Origin of the sequence: Rahnella inusitata (assembly GCF_018288855.1) — a bacterium.
Taxonomy (GTDB): domain Bacteria; phylum Pseudomonadota; class Gammaproteobacteria; order Enterobacterales; family Enterobacteriaceae; genus Rahnella; species Rahnella inusitata.
Genome location: NZ_CP065024.1, coordinates 538,840 through 554,751, shown reverse-complemented (window position 1 = coordinate 554,751; position 15,912 = coordinate 538,840). Strand labels below are relative to the sequence as shown.

Here is a 15,912-nt window from a genome sequence, read left to right as displayed (position 1 = left end):
ACATGGATCAATGCCCCTAATTTCAAAAGAAGACCTTTCAAAACACGCGCCGGCAAAGCAGGAAGAACCGACGCCGCTGATTAACATCAAAACCGGCAATCACACGGTAGACAAAAATATCGGCAGATTTTCGCGTCTGGTTGAGCACGTCAAATCCTGGGGATGGGTCGCGCATCTGCTGCGCACCACCGAACGGTTTAACGATCGTCTCGGCAGCCAGTTTGGCGCGGCCATTACCTATTTTTCGTTCCTGTCGCTGATCCCGATTTTGATGGTGTCATTCGCCGCCGTCGGTTTTGTGCTGGCCTCGAATCCGGATTTGCTGGCCGGGATTATCAATAAAATCGTCAACAGTATCAGCGATCCCAATCTGGCGGCCACGCTGAAAAGTACCGTGAATACGGCTATCGAGCAGCGTACCGCCGTAGGTTTGTCCGGGCTGCTGATTGCGCTTTATTCCGGTATCAGCTGGATGGGCAATCTGCGTGAAGCGATCCGTGCGCAGTCCCGCGATGTATGGGAGCGTAACCCGCAGGATCAGGAGAAAATTTATCGCCGCTATTTTCGTGATTTTATCTCCCTGACCGGGCTGGTGCTGGCGCTGATTATCACGCTCTCACTGACCTCTATTGCCGGTTCGGCGCAGAAAACTATCGTGGATGCGCTGGGGCTGGGCGGTATTGAATGGCTGAGGCCAGTGATGACCAGCATCGCGCTGGTGATTTCGATTGCCGCCAACTACCTGTTGTTCTTGTGGATTTTCTGGATGCTGCCGCGTCACAAGCCGCGTAAAAAGGCCCTGTTCCGCGGGACGCTGCTGGCGGCAATCGGTTTTGAGGTTATCAAGTTTGTGATGACCATGACGCTGCCGCGCCTTGCGACCTCGCCTTCCGGTGCCGCTTTTGGTTCGGTGATCGGCCTGATGGCGTTCTTCTATTTCTTCGCCCGCCTGACGCTGTTTGTCGCCGCATGGATCGCCACCGCGCAGTACAAGGATGATCCGCGCATGCCAGACAGCAAAGAACGGGCAGCAAAGAAGAAAGCCGCAACGGTAAACGACAGCGAATTTACGCAAGACCATATCATCGTGCCAGATGATATTCATATCGCAGACGTTAATGCTGACAATGAAATAAGAAGGCAGTGATTACCACTGATTTCACACCATCCTGACCCCAAAAACCAGAATAACTGACTGAGAGCTGCACTTTAATTTCGCCATTTCCCTGTCAGTTATTCTGCATTTCATCTATTCACCGAACGTATGTCTGGTGAAACAAGATGTTAATAAAACAATCGGCCAATCCCGCCTGAAATCCGCTTTCCCCTGCTTTCTGACGCGTTGAAATGCCGCCGCGCTCTGCATAAGATGACTTTTCGCTATACATTTATTTACATTAGTTCCCTCTCACTCATTACAAATAAGAAACACTTATGCAAGCCACCATCACTCCTGAATTAGAAGCTGACGCGCACCTGGTGAGTCAGAACTCCCGCGGCAAAGTCATCGTGGCATCGCTGATCGGTACGGCCATCGAGTTCTTCGACTTTTACATCTACGCGACCGCCGCCGTTATTGTGTTCCCGCATATTTTCTTCCCGCAGGGCGACCCGACCGCCGCGACGCTTCAGTCGCTGGCAACCTTCGCTATTGCCTTTATCGCACGCCCAATCGGTTCTGCGTTGTTCGGCCACTTTGGCGACCGCGTCGGACGTAAAGTGACGCTGGTTGCCTCGCTGCTGACCATGGGCGTTTCCACCGTGGTCATCGGCCTGCTGCCGACTTACGCCACCATTGGCGTCTTCGCCCCGCTGCTGCTGGCACTGGCGCGTTTCGGTCAGGGTCTGGGCCTCGGCGGCGAATGGGGCGGTGCGGCATTGCTCGCGACAGAAAATGCGCCACCAAAAAAGCGCGCGTTGTACGGTTCTTTCCCGCAACTCGGCGCACCGATTGGCTTCTTCTTCGCCAACGGCATGTTCCTGCTGCTGTCGTGGCTGCTGACCGACGAACAGTTCATCGCCTGGGGCTGGCGCGTGCCGTTCCTGCTTTCCGCCGTGCTGGTACTGGTTGGCCTGTATGTGCGTGTGTCCCTGCATGAAACGCCTGTTTTCGCCAAAATCGCTAAAGCAGGCAAACAGGTAAAAGTGCCGATCGGTACCCTGTTCACTAAATACAAAAAAGCGACGCTGCTGGGCACTTTCATCATGGTGGCCACTTACACGTTGTTCTACATCATGACGGTTTATTCGCTGGGCTACGGCACGGCGGCGCAGCCTCTCGGGTTAGGCATTCCGCGTAACGAATTCCTGCTGATGCTGATGATTGGCGTGATCGGATTTGGTGTGATGGTGCCGATTGCCGGCCAGCTGGCGGACAAATTTGGCCGTCGTAAAACTATGATCTGCATTACGCTGCTGATGATTGTCTTTGCGCTTAACTTCCCGGCGATTCTGGGTTCCGGTTCTCAGGCGCTGGTGATGGTCTTCCTGCTGTGCGGATTCATGGTGATGGGCCTGACATTTGGTCCGATGGGCGCGCTGCTGCCGGAGCTGTTCCCGACCGAAGTTCGCTATACCGGCGCCTCCTTCTCCTATAATGTGTCTTCGATACTGGGTGCATCCGTTGCGCCGTACATCGCCACATGGCTGGCAACCCATTACGGGTTGTTCTATGTGGGCGTTTATCTGGCCTTTATGGCAACGCTAACCTTGATAGCGCTGCTGCTGTCCAAAGAAACGGCCCATCAGTCACTGTAACTGACCTGGACACCGTGCCCGGTACGCGCCCGGTACGGTGCCTTCTGCGAAGGTTTCTTATGCGCTTACGACGATTGATCCTGCCTGTCCTGCTCCTGCTTATCGTGATTGCCGCCGCCCTCTGGTACTTCTGGCCTCACAGCTCTAATCCCAACGCCCTGTGGAATATCATCAGCCAAAAATGCCTGCCGAATCAGCAGAGCAACGGCAAGCCCGCGCCCTGTGCGCAGGTCGATGAACAACAGGGATTTGTGGTGCTCAAAGACATGAACGGCCCGCTGCAATATTTGCTGATGCCCACAGCGCGCATCACCGGAATGGAAAGCCCGGCGCTGCTGGAGCCGGCCACACCAAACTTCTTTAGTCAGGCGTGGGCCGCACGGCATTACATGGCGGAAAAGTACGGCAAACCGATTGATGACAGCAATGTCTCATTGGCAATCAATTCTCAGTACGGGCGTTCACAGAACCAACTGCACATTCATATTTCGTGCCTGTTGCCAGAGGTGAAAAACCGGCTTATCAAAGACGGCGCGGCGATGGGATATGACTGGCAGGAACTGCCTGACAAGCTGCTCGGCCACACCTATCTGGCACGCAAAGTCACCCCTGCTGAACTGAATCAGAGGGGCGCTTTCCGCATTCTGGCCGAAGGTGTGCCGGAGGCTGATAAAAAGATGGGACACTTCGGTATGGCGATGGTCAGCCTGCAAGGCGGCGATTTTCTGCTGCTCGCCAGCGAACGCGACCTGCTGAAACTGAACAACGCTTCAACCGAAGAAATCCAGGATCATGACTGTAAGGTGCTGAACCCACGCCCTTAATGATGAAAACTCCTCCCCTGCACAGAGGAGGAGCTGAATATTATTTCTCCTTCATCTGCTGCAATATCGGGCCGCACTGGTTTTCTGCGCTATCGCTCGGCGAGATCAGCGCGAGCAGCGCGGCGGCAGGTGCCACGACAGCGCCTAACGCGACAGCGGCGGCGCCACGGGCAATGAGCGGCCCCGGTTTGACACCAGCATCCGGATTTTTATAGGTGCCGCGCACGTACAGCGGCGAGCGCAGGGTCAGGACACGCAACCCCTTACTTTCCGGGTCGATGGTGAGATCCAGACGCTCGGTCGCCATGTTGGTGCTGCCGGTGATAGTGATCACAGCATTCTCGGTATCGAATACGAACAGACGCGGCGTGACCAGACCGTTTTTGATATTCACATTGGCGGCAGCGCAGTTGATCGCCACTTCATCATCGCCGAACAGCTTCCCGACCAGATAATTCCCGACGTTCAGCCCGGCCAGTTCCATCAGGCTGCGGCTGATGACGCCGTCATTTATCAGGATTTTCATGTCACCGTTGCTGCTGCCCAGCAGCGCCGCGACAGAGTTACCGGTGCCGGTCAGCGTCGCATCACCGTTCAGATCGCCCAGACTGCGCTCCATCGACTCCATTTTCGGCAGCAGCTGTTTCAGTTTTAAATGACGGGCGTGCAGATCGGCACGCGCACGCATCGGCGATTTATCCCCTTCCAGACGAATAGTCGAATTGAGGCTTCCGCCCGCGACGCCAAAACGCAGCGGATCGAGCAGGATTTCACCATTATTGAGTTTCAGATGCGTGCTCAGGTCGCTTAGCGGCAGGGATTCGCCATGCTCGATGCGTTTCGCGCTGAACTTCACGTCAGCATCCATCGCCCCCCAGCTTTTCGTGTCGAATTTCTCCACCGGCAGGACTTTGTCCGCAGGCTGACGCGTCGTCTCACCGCGTTTGGCTTTGTCTTTATTGGAATCAGCACCGATAAGCGGCGCCAGATCGGCAAAGCGCAGCTGTTTAGACACCACTTCACCGGTCAGTTTTGGCCGCGGTTTACTGGCCTGATAGGTCAGGGAGCCGTGGATGTCACTGTCGCCAATTTCCCCGTTAAAGTTCTGATAACGGTAAATTGCGCCGTTTTTATCGTGTAACGTCGCCGATAAATGGCCGTCGGTAGAATACGGTGGCGTTTGCGGTAACAGGACACCGGTCAGGCCGTACAAATCAGACAATGTCTGGCCTGAGAATTTCAAACGTAAATCCAGACCACCGAGGTTCATCGGATCCTGAAGCGTTCCGGCGACGGCCACGCGGGTATTACCCGAGCGCACATCAGCCTGCAACGGGAACAGCGCATCGGCGTCTTTCAGCGCTAACATGCCGCCGATTTTCCCGCTGCCTGAGAGCGATTCACCCTTGTATTTGCCATCCACTTTCCAGCCAAACACGAACGGCGGCGTTTTAGTTTTCGGCGCGTCTTTCTTATCGCCCATGACTTCGGTAAACGGCAGCGGTTTGCCCAGCGGGTCAATCACTGCGCGGAAATCGGCTTTCATTTGAGCGTCTTTGTAATCAATCTGTCCGCGATCAAAAACGATATCGTTAAGCGTGAACGACCAGGCTGACGGCGGCTGCGCCGGGTCTTTCTTGTCGCTGTTGGCGAGATTGAACGTCCAGTTATTTTTGCCGTTGGCTAAACGCAAGAGCGAGGCGTCAGGCTGTTTCAGCCAGATGCGCGGGATCAGCACTTCTTTGTGCAGCAGCGCGAGCGGCGCAATGCTGGCGTCGACGCGGGCAAGTTTCACCATCTGCGCGTCTTTCTCGCCGCCCTGAACGTCGGGAGGGTTACCCAGCACAATGTCTTCGGCGTGAATATGCGGCCACGGCACCCACGCGCGCCAGCCTGCCTCATCCTTCTGACGAGACCAGTCCACACCCAAATCGCCACGGATGGCGAACGTCCGGTTAAGCTCGGTGCTGACTTTTTGGTTGATAGTGGGTTTGAGGCGATTCCAGTCGAACATCGCAATGAAAATGACGATGGCGACCAGCAGAATGATAATCACGCCTGCAATCCACGAGATCACCTTACCTGTGCGCGTCATAAACGGGTTCCTTTCAGACAGTTAACGAATTCCAGAGTTTAAACATAGTTGAATTCGACATAGCTTGCCTGAAACGACACAAAGGCGACGGGACCATACGGAGGGTGGGATTGAGTATAAATCACGTAAAATCAAGGTGATGGGAATGTATCACACCAGTGCAACTCACCCGGCATTTTGAGACTTGCCTGAGCTAAGTTTGGTGTGATTCATTATCCTTCGAAATGTATTGGCAGGTTGTCGAGGCCGTCAAACGTCGCCGGGCGCGCCAGATAGTATCCCTGAGCGGCTAACGCGTCAGATTTACACACCATTGCCCACTCTGCGGCGGTTTCCACGCCTTCAATAATCACGCCTTTGCTGTAGCGGTTCATGAGCGTCACCAGCGTGTAAAACAGGCGCGAGCCCTCTTCGCTCTGACACAGCAGAATAAACAGGTCGCGGGCAATTTTGATGTACTCATAATGCCAGGTCGTGAAAGAAGAAAAGTTGGCGATACCCTGGCCAAAATCATCCAGCCAAAGGCGATCAGACTGTTCTATTTGCGAAAGCGGAATACTCAGCGCATTTTCGGCACTTTCGACCAGTTCAAACCGTACATATGGCATCGCGCTGATTTGTGCGCGCAGCGATGATTCGGACTGCAACATCTCCAGCACCTGACCGTCGACGTTGATCGACGCCAGCAGGCCGTTATCGATAAACAACCGCTGCCAGCGCTGCAAAAGGTCGAGCTGTTCCTGCACGATTTGCAGGCGTTTACCTACCGCTATCGCGACAAAATAATGCTCAGGCGAAATAAATTTCTGCGGTTCCCCGGGATGGAAAACGCCGGTCAGCAATTCAATGCCCAGTAATTTTCCAGTTGTACGGTAAATGGGCTGAAAACGGTACACTCTCTGACATTGACGCCAGTAAGACTGTGCTTTCACGCGCTCAAGGGCGGTAAAAGAAGGCGTAATCAGCCCTAACATCATCTTAGTTATCATATTTTTCTGCCGTCATGAATAAGAGTCAGATAATCAGGGACATGCGGCAACATGTCTTCCGTGACTACAATGTATGACGTGCCGACAAAGTAGTTCGATTTCCTGGCTTTCTTTTGTAGAGATATCTATCGGCGCAGCGCGCAGAAACTTTAATCACTCCGCATTTCCCTGCGACTTTTCCGCACAAAAAACCGTAAACCGGCGCTGGAAGTTCTTTTGTGCAGGCTCTACATTGGAAGCCCTGCAACACTTCATTAACCGCACGTTCCGATTCGGAGAGAAAAATGCCTTACGTCAATATCAAAATCACCCGCGATGGCGCGACTGCCGAACAGAAGAAAGCGCTGATCGCAGGCGTGACCCAATTACTGGTCGATACACTGGGCAAAAATCCAGCGACCACCACGGTAATCATCGATGAAATCGACACGGATAACTGGGGGCTGGGCGGGCGTCCGGTGACGGAACTGCGTAAAGAAAGCAAATAACGCGCTTTTCTATATGTCTGATGTGGAAGCCGCGCGGCTTCCACTTTCACCTCACTTGCACGCTTTTTTCGATCTTCCTCGTAAAAAATAAAACCTCGTTTTAATTTTATTGACTGACCGCATTCTTATGCAGAGACTAGAGCGCAATAATGACGGACTTTTCTTCTCTTTCGTTTTAATGCTTCAGACATAGGCCAGGTACAATGACTCGCAAAAACATTGCCGTTATCGGCGAATGCATGATCGAATTGTCACAAAAAGGCGACGCTTTAAACCGGGGTTTTGGTGGCGATACGCTGAACACGTCAGTTTATATTGCCCGTCAGGTGTCGCCCGACGCGCTGAACGTGCATTACGTCACCGCCCTCGGCACCGACAGTTTCAGCAATGAAATGGTGCAGGCGTGGCAGAAGGAAGGGGTTAAGACCGATCTGACCCAGCGTCTGGATAACAAGCTCCCTGGCCTGTACGTGATTGAAACGGATGAGACTGGCGAGCGCACCTTTTACTACTGGCGCAATGACGCCGCCGCACGTTACTGGCTGGACAGCCCGCACTCTGAAGAAATCTGTCAGAAGCTGGCGCAATTCGATTATCTGTACCTGAGCGGCATCAGTCTGGCTATTCTGAACGACGAAAGCCGCGACCGCCTGATGAGCCTGCTGAAAGCCTGCCGTTCACGCGGTGGCAAAGTGATTTTCGATAATAACTATCGTCCACGTCTGTGGGCCAGCAAAGAGCAGACGCAATCGGCCTACAACGCCATGCTTTCCTGTACCGATATCGCCTTCCTGACGCTCGACGACGAAGACATGCTGTGGGGCCAGAAGCCCTACGAGGAAGTGATTGCCCGCACGCACGCGCTTGGCGTGAGTGAAGTAGTAGTGAAGCGCGGCGCTGACAGCTGCATCGTCTCCAGCGCCGAGGGCGAGCTGCATGATGTGCCTGCGGTGAAACTGCCGAAAGAGAAAGTCGTCGATACCACCGCTGCCGGAGATTCTTTCAGCGCGGGATATCTCGCGGTGAGGCTCACAGGCGGAAGCGCGGTGGAAGCGGCCATGCGTGGACATGAAACAGCGAGCACGGTGATCCAGCATCGCGGGGCGATCATCCCGGTGGAGTTTATGCCGAAGCGGGCATAAGGCGACACTGAGCAGGGCGCAGGTTTGAAAAGCGTGGGGAGTGCAGAGGGGAAAGGCTTTTCCCCTCTTCCAGGTTTCGACGCAGAAAGTCATGTGATAACGGCTGCTGAAAAACCGAATGACTCTCGATCAGATTAAAAAGGGATTTATAAGGAAATCCCTTATTGCACCGCTGCCGTCGGTGCGGCTTCCACCGCCGGACTGGCTTCAGCGGGAGCCATAATCTTATCGTATATCGCCCGCAACTCCCCGGCATTGACCTCCGGTTCGCCTTTCGGCTGCGCGACAATTAACGCCGGATCACGTGACAATTGCTGTTTCAGCTCCTGATTTAACACCGGTAACGTCAGGGTGGAAAGGAACTGTTGACGCAATTGCTGATACTGCTCCGGAGCAATGTCCACGACGCCGTTCTGCTGTGAACGCAAACGCTGACTCATCAGCACGTCGGTGTCGGTGCGAGCGTAGGTGGCGAAAAGTTTGCTCAGCTGATCGTTTTTCTGGGCAATCAGCGCATCGAATTCTGCCTGTGAGATGCCTTTATCACGCATCACCAGTAGCTCTTCGGAAAGGCGTTTAAACAGCTCCGGAAGTTTGGCCTGCGATGCTTCGATGCGGATAGAGCACTGAGCGCGCTGGAACTGAACGTTGCAGTCAAAACCTAATCCCGGTGCGGGCGTTGTGGCGTCTTTCTTACTTTCGAATGTGGTTTTCAGCACTTCATGTAAATGCCAGAACAACGCTTCACGGGCTAAATCGCTACGCCAGTAAGCAGCCAGAGCCTGTGAATCCTGAATCGGTTGCCACGCGCTATCCCACATTAATGACAAACGATCCTGCGTCAGGTTGTCGTCCATCAGCGTCATGGATTTCGTCGTCAGCTCAGAGAGCGTCGGCAAAGTTTGCGGCGTCTGTCGGCTGCCCTTCAGCGGTGAAAAAGTACGGTTGATTTGTTCATTCAGCGTACGGCCATCGACGTTGCCGACCACGAATAATGTCATCACGTCCGGCGTATACCATTGATGATAAAACTTGATCAGGGCATCGATATTGACCGGTTTAGTCGGTAACTGGTCAGGGTTATGTCCCACCAGCGTTGAGCCGGTAATACGTGCACGCCAGAAAGCGTCCTGAGTATCTTGTGGCAATGCCCCCACCGGATCCTGCGATTCCTGACGGGCGGCGCTTACCAAAGCAGGCGTCACCGAGATTTTCCCCGCCGTGTTCGCCAGCCAGTTCAATGCGTCTTTCAGCAAATCCGGACGGTTGTTCGGCAGGCTCAGATTATACAGGGTGAAATCATACGAGCTGACGGCGGGCGGTAATGGCCGTTGCGGATTGATACCCTGCTGCCAGAGAGACTGGAGTTGGGCCGTGCTGAATCCTTCGCTGTGCATTAATGCCAGACGAGGGAGGAAATGGGTGTAGCCAGACTGTTGGGCAGACTCTGCCAGCGAACCGGTGCGTACCAACAGGCGTAATTCAATGCGATCGCTCGGACGTTGTGGTGTGGTCAGAAGCTGCCAGGTGAACCCGTTATCTAATTTCCCCTGCTGCCAGGCCGGGTCGGGTTGTAATGTTTCTGCCTGCACATGACTTGCCGCTGCTGCCAGCAGCAATCCACCAATGAGTAAACGGATTTTGGTGCCCTGCATGTGAACCCCTACGTAATGACAATCTAATTATCAGAGTGCTGTCCTGCCGGTGTCTTAAGACGCGCCCACAGGAACTGAATGCGTAAAATAAAGGCCGAAAAATTGCGGCTCTTCGTTAGACCGCGGGTTTTTCGCAATGTCGCGCACCCGACGAAAATATTCTGGGAAATACCGCAGTGAGCGGTGTTTGAGAGGCATATTATGAAGATAATCCACCGGTTACATCAAGTAAACGGTGGATATTAGGGGGGATTGAGGCCAATTAAATGCGTTTTTTGGAACCTTGAGCGGGTTTTATGCACAGATATCACCCGCTATTTGGAAAGGTTTAAGCGCCTGAAGCTGACTTCTCCGCTTCTGTCAGGCCTTTCTGGCCGTTCAACGTCGCCTTAAGCTGGCCTTCATCGAGCTGACCGCACCACTTCGCGACCACAATAGTTGCCACGCCGTTACCCACAAGATTGGTCAGCGCACGCGCTTCTGACATGAAACGGTCGATGCCCAAAATCAGCGCCAGACCCGCTACCGGCAAATGCCCCACTGCCGATAATGTCGCCGCCAGAACGATAAACCCGCTGCCGGTCACGCCTGCCGCACCTTTTGAGGAGAGCAGCAATACCACAATCAGGGTGATCTGATGCCAGATATCCATGTGGGTATTGGTGGCCTGCGCGATAAAGACCGCCGCCATTGTCAGGTAAATCGAGGTGCCGTCGAGATTGAAGGAATATCCCGTTGGGATCACCAGCCCGACCACCGACTTCTTACAGCCCAGACGCTCCATTTTATCCAGCATACGTGGCAGCGCCGACTCAGAAGAAGATGTCCCCAGCACGATCAGCAGTTCTTCTTTGATGTAGTTAACAAACTTGAAGATGCTGAAACCGGTGAAGCGCGCGATAAGCCCGAGTACGACCACCACGAACAGCACGCAGGTCAGGTAGAAGCACAGAATCAGCTGGCCGAGTTGCACCAGAGAACCTACGCCGTATTTGCCGATGGTGAACGCCATCGCGCCGAATGCCCCCAGCGGTGCCAGACGCATGATCATATTAATGATACCGAAAATGACCTGCGAGAAACTGTCGATTACGTTGAAAATCAGCTGGCCTTTGTGGCCAAGGCGGTGCAGCGCAAAGCCAAACAGTACGGCGAACAGTAAGACCTGCAGGATATTCCCGCTGGCGAAGGCACCGATTACGCTCGAAGGAATGACATCCAGCAGGAACGGAATGATGCCCTGGCTTTGAGCCTGTTCGGCGTAGATTGCGACCGCTTTAGCATCCAGCGCCGCCGGGTCAACGTTCATTCCCGCACCTGGCTGAACGATATTGACGATCACCAGCCCGATAATCAGTGCGAGAGTGCTGACAATTTCGAAATACAGCAGCGCGATGGCTCCCGTACGTCCGACCGCTTTCATGCTTTCCATGCCGGCGATACCGGTGACGACCGTACAGAAGATGACAGGCGCGATGATCATCTTGATCAATTTAACAAAACCGTCACCTAACGGTTTCATTTGCGCGCCGAGGTCAGGGTAGAAATGTCCCAGCAGGACACCCAGGGTTATTGCCAGAAGCACCTGGAAATACAGGCTTTTGAAGAGAGATATTTTCATGACTAGCCATCCTGATGTGAGAGTATCGCCCTCTGTTTTGTAGGGGTACGGATAATGGGCGACTGCCGAAAAGTAACACCATCACAACATCATGGAAATATTTTGTTTCCTCCCGAAAAGACGGGTCATGAAAAAACAGAACTGAAAGCATTCAGCAGACGGAGAGTAAGTAAAAAAAGTACGAAAAGTGACGGTCTGGAGGGGAATTCCTGCCCTGAGGCAGGTTATTCAGTGGGGCAAAACTTTTGTTCGAAGAGGTCTTTTGACAGCGGCGCAGAGAATAAATAGCCCTGGCCCAACAGAATGTTTTGTTCAAGCAGCCACTGGCGTTGCGCTTCAGTTTCGACACCTTCGGCCACTAACTGGATGTTCATCGCTCGGGCGATGGACGCCACAATGTTGACCATGACGTCGTCCTGCGGCAGAACGCCGACAAAGCTGCGGTCGATTTTAATGACATCGATCGGCAACGAGCGCAGGCGGTTCAGGTATTCCAGACCCGAATATCCGAGGCCAAAATCATCCAGTTCGATCGACACGCCCACGGCGCGCAATTCGCCCAGCAGCAGCAGTGCGCGATCTAAATCGTCGATGCGCGCGGTTTCGGTGATTTCCAGCACCAGCTGCCCCGGATTGATTTTATAACGGCTCAGCAGACTGCGAAGTTCAGGCAGGAAATTGCGCTGCTGTACCTGAACACCGGACAGATTCACCGAGAGCGGTAAATTGATGCCACGACTCTGCCAGTCCGCGAGGATCACGCAGCCCAGTTCAAGAATCTTGTAGCCCAGCATACTCATGACGCCAATTTCTTCCGCCAGCACGATGAAATCACTTTCCAGACCGTAGCTGCCGTCGGCCATTTTCCGACGCAACAGTGCTTCAGCACCGACCACCGCGCCGGTGCGCATATTCACCTGCGGCTGGATAAACAGCGTGAAATCATTTTGTTCCATCGCGTGCAGAATGTCGTTTTCCTGCAACAAACGCTTTTGAATCTTTTCCGTTAATTCCGGCTCGAAGAACAGGATTTGATTTTTACCCTGCTGATAAGCCGAAACGCGCGCGGCGCGGGCATTGACCATCAGCTGCTGCGCGGTCGCCGGGGATTCGCCGGTATGCTGCACTATCCCGATGCTGCCGGTCGGATGCAGAGACATATTGCCTGCATCGCTTTCCTGCGGGGCATTGATGCGCTCCATGATTTGTCGGGCAAGGCGCATTGCCATAAACGGTCGGGCAATATCCCCCGCCAGCAAAGCAAATTCGTTATAGCTTAGACGCGCCAGTAAGCAGTGGTCAGGAAGCGCCTCAATGATTGAAGAGACCAGCGGGCAATCCACATGACCGTCATCGCGCAGGCTTTCAATACCGATTAGCAACAGATGAAAGCCCTTTTCAGGCTCGGTGGACTGCAACCTGTGTTGCAGACGCGCCATAAACTGTTCTTCATTACTGACACAGTTTTGCGCGGGCGGCGGCGCGTCACTGATGTGTTGCTGTATTTTTTGTAGCTGTTGCTGATTGCGGTTGTAGCTGCGCACCAGCATTCCGATTTCATCATCTTCATGCAGCAAAGGCATGGTTAGCTGATGAAAGGGCACGTCGCTTTCCGGCAGGGACTCCAGCTCGCGGGCAATAGTGCGCAGCGGTTTGACGATGAGCCGGTTGATGACCCAGCTCAGTGAAATGGTCAGGATCAGCGCCAGCAGCAGGTAAGTCGTCAGCATGGTCGACAGTGCGCTGACAATAAACTGGTACATCCGGTACGAGTCAGCCTGCAAAACCAGATAGGCCAGCGGTTTCGGATCTTTAGGGCTGGCCGCAGCGGAATAAAGAGGAACAGAAATAGTCACCGGCAGATTAAACCCGCGGGAGATCCACGGTGGCACCGGGCGACCCGCCGGGAAGTTGGTGTGCAACGCGGCGATTTGATTAGGCATCACGACTTTCGCGCGGCTGAGGATCCCCACCGGTTGCAGTGTATTCAGGATGTCCTGAGTTTCATTCAGATCCACATCCAACACCGCCTGAGACAGGGGCTCCCTTACAGAATGTGCTATGTTTTCAAGCTGCTGGGCGTAATCATCCCTCCGTTGTTGCACAAAGTGAAACAACTGGATGACGATAAAAAAACAAATAGTTATCGCAGCCACGCTCGACACGGCTGCCATCTGTTTGATTGTTAACGAACGCCTGACCCGCAACATAGTTCTCCATCAACCGCCGACCTGTTTTGCTCCGTGTACCTTATCAGGAACAGTATTTGTGCGCAGTATACCTTATATCGTGTTATTTCGAGGCGAAACAGGGTCGTTTGGTTATAAAAAACAACGTCTTTGCCAGGCAACATTTATCACAGAATGACTTAATGTGTTTTTACTGACGTAAAACCTGCACCCGACAGTAACCCGATGATTTGTGATGTTATTAAAATTCTGAGTTTAGCGCTTCTGATAGAATCAATGTGCTGTGCATCACACTAAAAACAATGGTTTCATCTCACATAACAGAAAGTTTCAGCTCAAATAAATAAAAAACCTTTTGTGACAGCGGGTTAAAGGGGTAATGTTTTCTATGGTGCAATTCCTAATTTTTGTAAAAAGTGCTCTATGCTGTAAAAGAACTGATATATTAAGATTATTCTTATCCCGAAAAAAAACGCTAAAAAATTAAACCTTTTACACTCTTTGTTAGCGGTTCTCGTGTGGCCGTTTTGACGTCCAGATAATCCCCACACAAATATAATCCTACCGGGCGGGATAATATGAATAAATATGACGACATTAAGCGTTTTATGGATAAGACCAACCTTAAAGAGCTTGATTATAAAGAGCTTAATGATAAATCCACCGGCGAATCTATTACTGGTTCAATGAATCAATGGACGTTAATAAAACAGGTTTCTGCCAGCCAGACACCCGGCGGTCCTTTAGACAGCGGGCGCTCCACCCAGCCCACGCCGCAGGCCATTTCTGCTGATGAGTTCTCGCCGTCTTCGGCACAGGAAACGCTGAACGCACAGCATTTGCCCCCCTTTACCGACGCCTCGCATACGCACGACGAGCCACGTTCTTCGGAAGTTTCTCCTCCGGCGGCGGGCTTTGGATTGCTGGATGCTCTGCGTGAAACACTGCCGCCCGCGCCTGCTCATCCGGCCCCCGCGCCAGCGCCGCAGCCAGTTCACTCAACGCCGTCGTTGCACGCACAGTCTGTGGTACCAGACAGCGGTTCGGGTTTGCTCGATTCACTGAGAAAAGCCATGCCTGAAACCGTGCGTCAGCCGCCTGTCGCCCCGGCCGCTCCCGCACAACCGGCTACGCCGGTCTCAACCGTACCGGTTCACTCGCCAGCACCGACGTCCCGTTCAGCCCCATTACATACTCCGGCCCCCGCGCCCGTGGCGTCAGCGGATAGCGAACAGCGCTTTAAACAAATGTTTAAACAGCGGGCTCCGCAGCCTGTCAGCGCTTATCTGCATCGCGACACACCGCTTCAACCTTTGTTAGAGATGATTGCCTCATGCCGTTAGTTTGCGTTTGTTCACCGAAAGGTGGAGTAGGAAAAACCACGGTGGCCTCCAACCTGGCCTACTCGCTTGCCCGTAGCGGCAGCAAAGTATTGGTCATCGACTTTGATGTGCAGAATGCCCTGCGCCTTCATTTCGGTGTGCCGATATCAGATACCCGCGGTTTTGTTGCCGGTTCAGGTAATGAGTCCGACTGGAGCCAGTTCATTCTCAAAGCCGGTTCCAACACCTTTGTTCTGCCGTATGGTGAAGTGAGCGAAGATCAGCGACTGGAATTTGAACATCAGTTAGCCAGCGATCCGCATTTTTTACAGCGAGGATTAAATACCGTTCTAAATTATCCGGGTTTAATTATTATCGCGGATTTCCCTCCCGGTCCAAGTCCGGCATTAAAAGCCGTGCAAAGTATTGCGGATTTACACGTAGTGGTAATGCTGGCGGATACGGCATCGTTATCTTTATTGCCATTAATGGAAAAGAATAAATTAATTGGCACGCCCCTGAATAATAAAAAAGGGGAATATTACGTAGTAAATCAAAGTGACACCCGCCGGACATTAAGTCGCGACGTCACCCAATTCTTCGAACAACGTTTGAATGAAAGATTATTAGGCACAATCCACAGGGATGAATGTGTGCCAGAGGCGAATGCCTCGCAGCGCTCTATTATTGATTTCAGTCCGGTATCCGCGTCCGCGTTTGATATTGAGCTGATCAGCAAAAAAGTCGCCGCTATTTTAGGGATTAAAGTCGGTGATGGTGAGTTACACGCCGCGCCTAAAACCGGCAGTTATTAACTGTCACTGATAACA

General features: G+C 53.1%; 12 protein-coding genes. 7 read left to right on the top strand and 5 right to left on the bottom strand.

Features of this window, described 5'->3' with window-relative positions; translation table 11 throughout:
* The first annotated feature begins 10 nt into the window (after window positions 1-10).
* The 3 genes from yhjD to I2123_RS02530 all read left to right on the top strand — a co-directional run bounded on the left by yhjD (window position 11) and on the right by I2123_RS02530 (window position 3,581).
* On the top strand, window positions 11-1,147 hold the full coding sequence (gene yhjD / locus I2123_RS02540) for an inner membrane protein YhjD (protein ID WP_213051736.1): 1,137 nt from the start codon (window positions 11-13) through the stop codon (window positions 1,145-1,147).
* A gap of 287 nt (window positions 1,148-1,434) precedes the next feature.
* Window positions 1,435-2,757: an MFS transporter gene (locus I2123_RS02535; RefSeq protein WP_112167455.1), complete on the top strand. Its 1,323-nt coding sequence runs from the start codon at window positions 1,435-1,437 to the stop codon at window positions 2,755-2,757.
* A 59-nt stretch (window positions 2,758-2,816) separates the two neighbouring features.
* Complete coding sequence (locus tag I2123_RS02530) at window positions 2,817-3,581, top strand: CDP-diacylglycerol diphosphatase (RefSeq protein ID WP_213051735.1); 765 nt, start codon at window positions 2,817-2,819, stop codon at window positions 3,579-3,581.
* Window positions 3,582-3,621: 40 nt separating this feature from the next.
* On the opposite strand, the gene I2123_RS02525 is transcribed toward I2123_RS02530, so the two are convergent.
* On the bottom strand, window positions 3,622-5,676 hold the full coding sequence (locus tag I2123_RS02525) for an AsmA family protein (protein ID WP_213051734.1): 2,055 nt from the start codon (window positions 5,674-5,676) through the stop codon (window positions 3,622-3,624).
* Between the two features lie 212 nt (window positions 5,677-5,888).
* Window positions 5,889-6,665, bottom strand: coding sequence for a cyclic-guanylate-specific phosphodiesterase (gene pdeH, locus I2123_RS02520; protein ID WP_112167452.1), 777 nt, complete (start codon window positions 6,663-6,665; stop codon window positions 5,889-5,891).
* Window positions 6,666-6,949: 284 nt separating this feature from the next.
* On the opposite strand from pdeH, the gene I2123_RS02515 reads away from it, so the two are divergent.
* Both I2123_RS02515 and kdgK read left to right on the top strand, forming a co-directional pair.
* The gene (locus I2123_RS02515) at window positions 6,950-7,153 is read left to right on the top strand and encodes a 2-hydroxymuconate tautomerase family protein (protein WP_112167451.1); all 204 of its coding nucleotides are present in this window, start codon (window positions 6,950-6,952) and stop codon (window positions 7,151-7,153) included.
* A gap of 203 nt (window positions 7,154-7,356) precedes the next feature.
* Window positions 7,357-8,295, top strand: coding sequence for a 2-dehydro-3-deoxygluconokinase (gene kdgK, locus I2123_RS02510; RefSeq protein WP_112167450.1), 939 nt, complete (start codon window positions 7,357-7,359; stop codon window positions 8,293-8,295).
* 161 nt (window positions 8,296-8,456) lie between these two features.
* Here kdgK and I2123_RS02505 read toward each other — a convergent pair whose 3' ends face one another.
* The 3 genes from I2123_RS02505 to hmsP form a co-directional block, all read right to left on the bottom strand.
* Window positions 8,457-9,950 carry a M16 family metallopeptidase gene (locus tag I2123_RS02505; RefSeq protein ID WP_213051733.1) on the bottom strand — a complete coding sequence of 498 codons (1,494 nt, stop codon included), beginning with the start codon at window positions 9,948-9,950 and terminating at the stop codon, window positions 8,457-8,459.
* A gap of 328 nt (window positions 9,951-10,278) precedes the next feature.
* A complete protein-coding gene (locus I2123_RS02500; RefSeq protein WP_213051732.1) occupies window positions 10,279-11,571 on the bottom strand; it encodes a dicarboxylate/amino acid:cation symporter in 1,293 nt (430 codons plus the stop codon).
* A 224-nt stretch (window positions 11,572-11,795) separates the two neighbouring features.
* Window positions 11,796-13,778 carry a biofilm formation regulator HmsP gene (hmsP, locus tag I2123_RS02495; protein WP_213052454.1) on the bottom strand — a complete coding sequence of 661 codons (1,983 nt, stop codon included), beginning with the start codon at window positions 13,776-13,778 and terminating at the stop codon, window positions 11,796-11,798.
* Between the two features lie 560 nt (window positions 13,779-14,338).
* Between hmsP and I2123_RS02490 the strand changes: the two genes are divergently transcribed.
* Window positions 14,339-15,103, top strand: a complete 765-nt coding sequence (locus I2123_RS02490; protein ID WP_112167447.1) for a cellulose biosynthesis protein BcsO — start codon at window positions 14,339-14,341, stop codon at window positions 15,101-15,103.
* The gene (bcsQ, locus tag I2123_RS02485; RefSeq protein WP_112167446.1) at window positions 15,094-15,897 is read left to right on the top strand and encodes a cellulose biosynthesis protein BcsQ; all 804 of its coding nucleotides are present in this window, start codon (window positions 15,094-15,096) and stop codon (window positions 15,895-15,897) included. The genes I2123_RS02490 and bcsQ overlap by 10 nt, the downstream gene beginning before the upstream one ends.
* The last annotated feature ends 15 nt before the right edge of the window (window positions 15,898-15,912 follow it).

Excerpts from the sequence above, each read along its gene's own strand:
- yhjD (WP_213051736.1), top strand. The coding sequence starts at position 11 with ATGCCCCTAATTTCAAAAGAAGACCTTTCAAAACACGCGCCGGCAAAG.
- I2123_RS02535 (WP_112167455.1), top strand. The coding sequence starts at position 1,435 with ATGCAAGCCACCATCACTCCTGAATTAGAAGCTGACGCGCACCTGGTG.
- I2123_RS02530 (WP_213051735.1), top strand. The coding sequence starts at position 2,817 with ATGCGCTTACGACGATTGATCCTGCCTGTCCTGCTCCTGCTTATCGTG.
- I2123_RS02525 (WP_213051734.1), bottom strand. The coding sequence starts at position 5,676 with ATGACGCGCACAGGTAAGGTGATCTCGTGGATTGCAGGCGTGATTATC.
- pdeH (WP_112167452.1), bottom strand. The coding sequence starts at position 6,665 with ATGATAACTAAGATGATGTTAGGGCTGATTACGCCTTCTTTTACCGCC.
- I2123_RS02515 (WP_112167451.1), top strand. The coding sequence starts at position 6,950 with ATGCCTTACGTCAATATCAAAATCACCCGCGATGGCGCGACTGCCGAA.
- kdgK (WP_112167450.1), top strand. The coding sequence starts at position 7,357 with ATGACTCGCAAAAACATTGCCGTTATCGGCGAATGCATGATCGAATTG.
- I2123_RS02505 (WP_213051733.1), bottom strand. The coding sequence starts at position 9,950 with ATGCAGGGCACCAAAATCCGTTTACTCATTGGTGGATTGCTGCTGGCA.
- I2123_RS02500 (WP_213051732.1), bottom strand. The coding sequence starts at position 11,571 with ATGAAAATATCTCTCTTCAAAAGCCTGTATTTCCAGGTGCTTCTGGCA.
- I2123_RS02490 (WP_112167447.1), top strand. The coding sequence starts at position 14,339 with ATGAATAAATATGACGACATTAAGCGTTTTATGGATAAGACCAACCTT.
- bcsQ (WP_112167446.1), top strand. The coding sequence starts at position 15,094 with ATGCCGTTAGTTTGCGTTTGTTCACCGAAAGGTGGAGTAGGAAAAACC.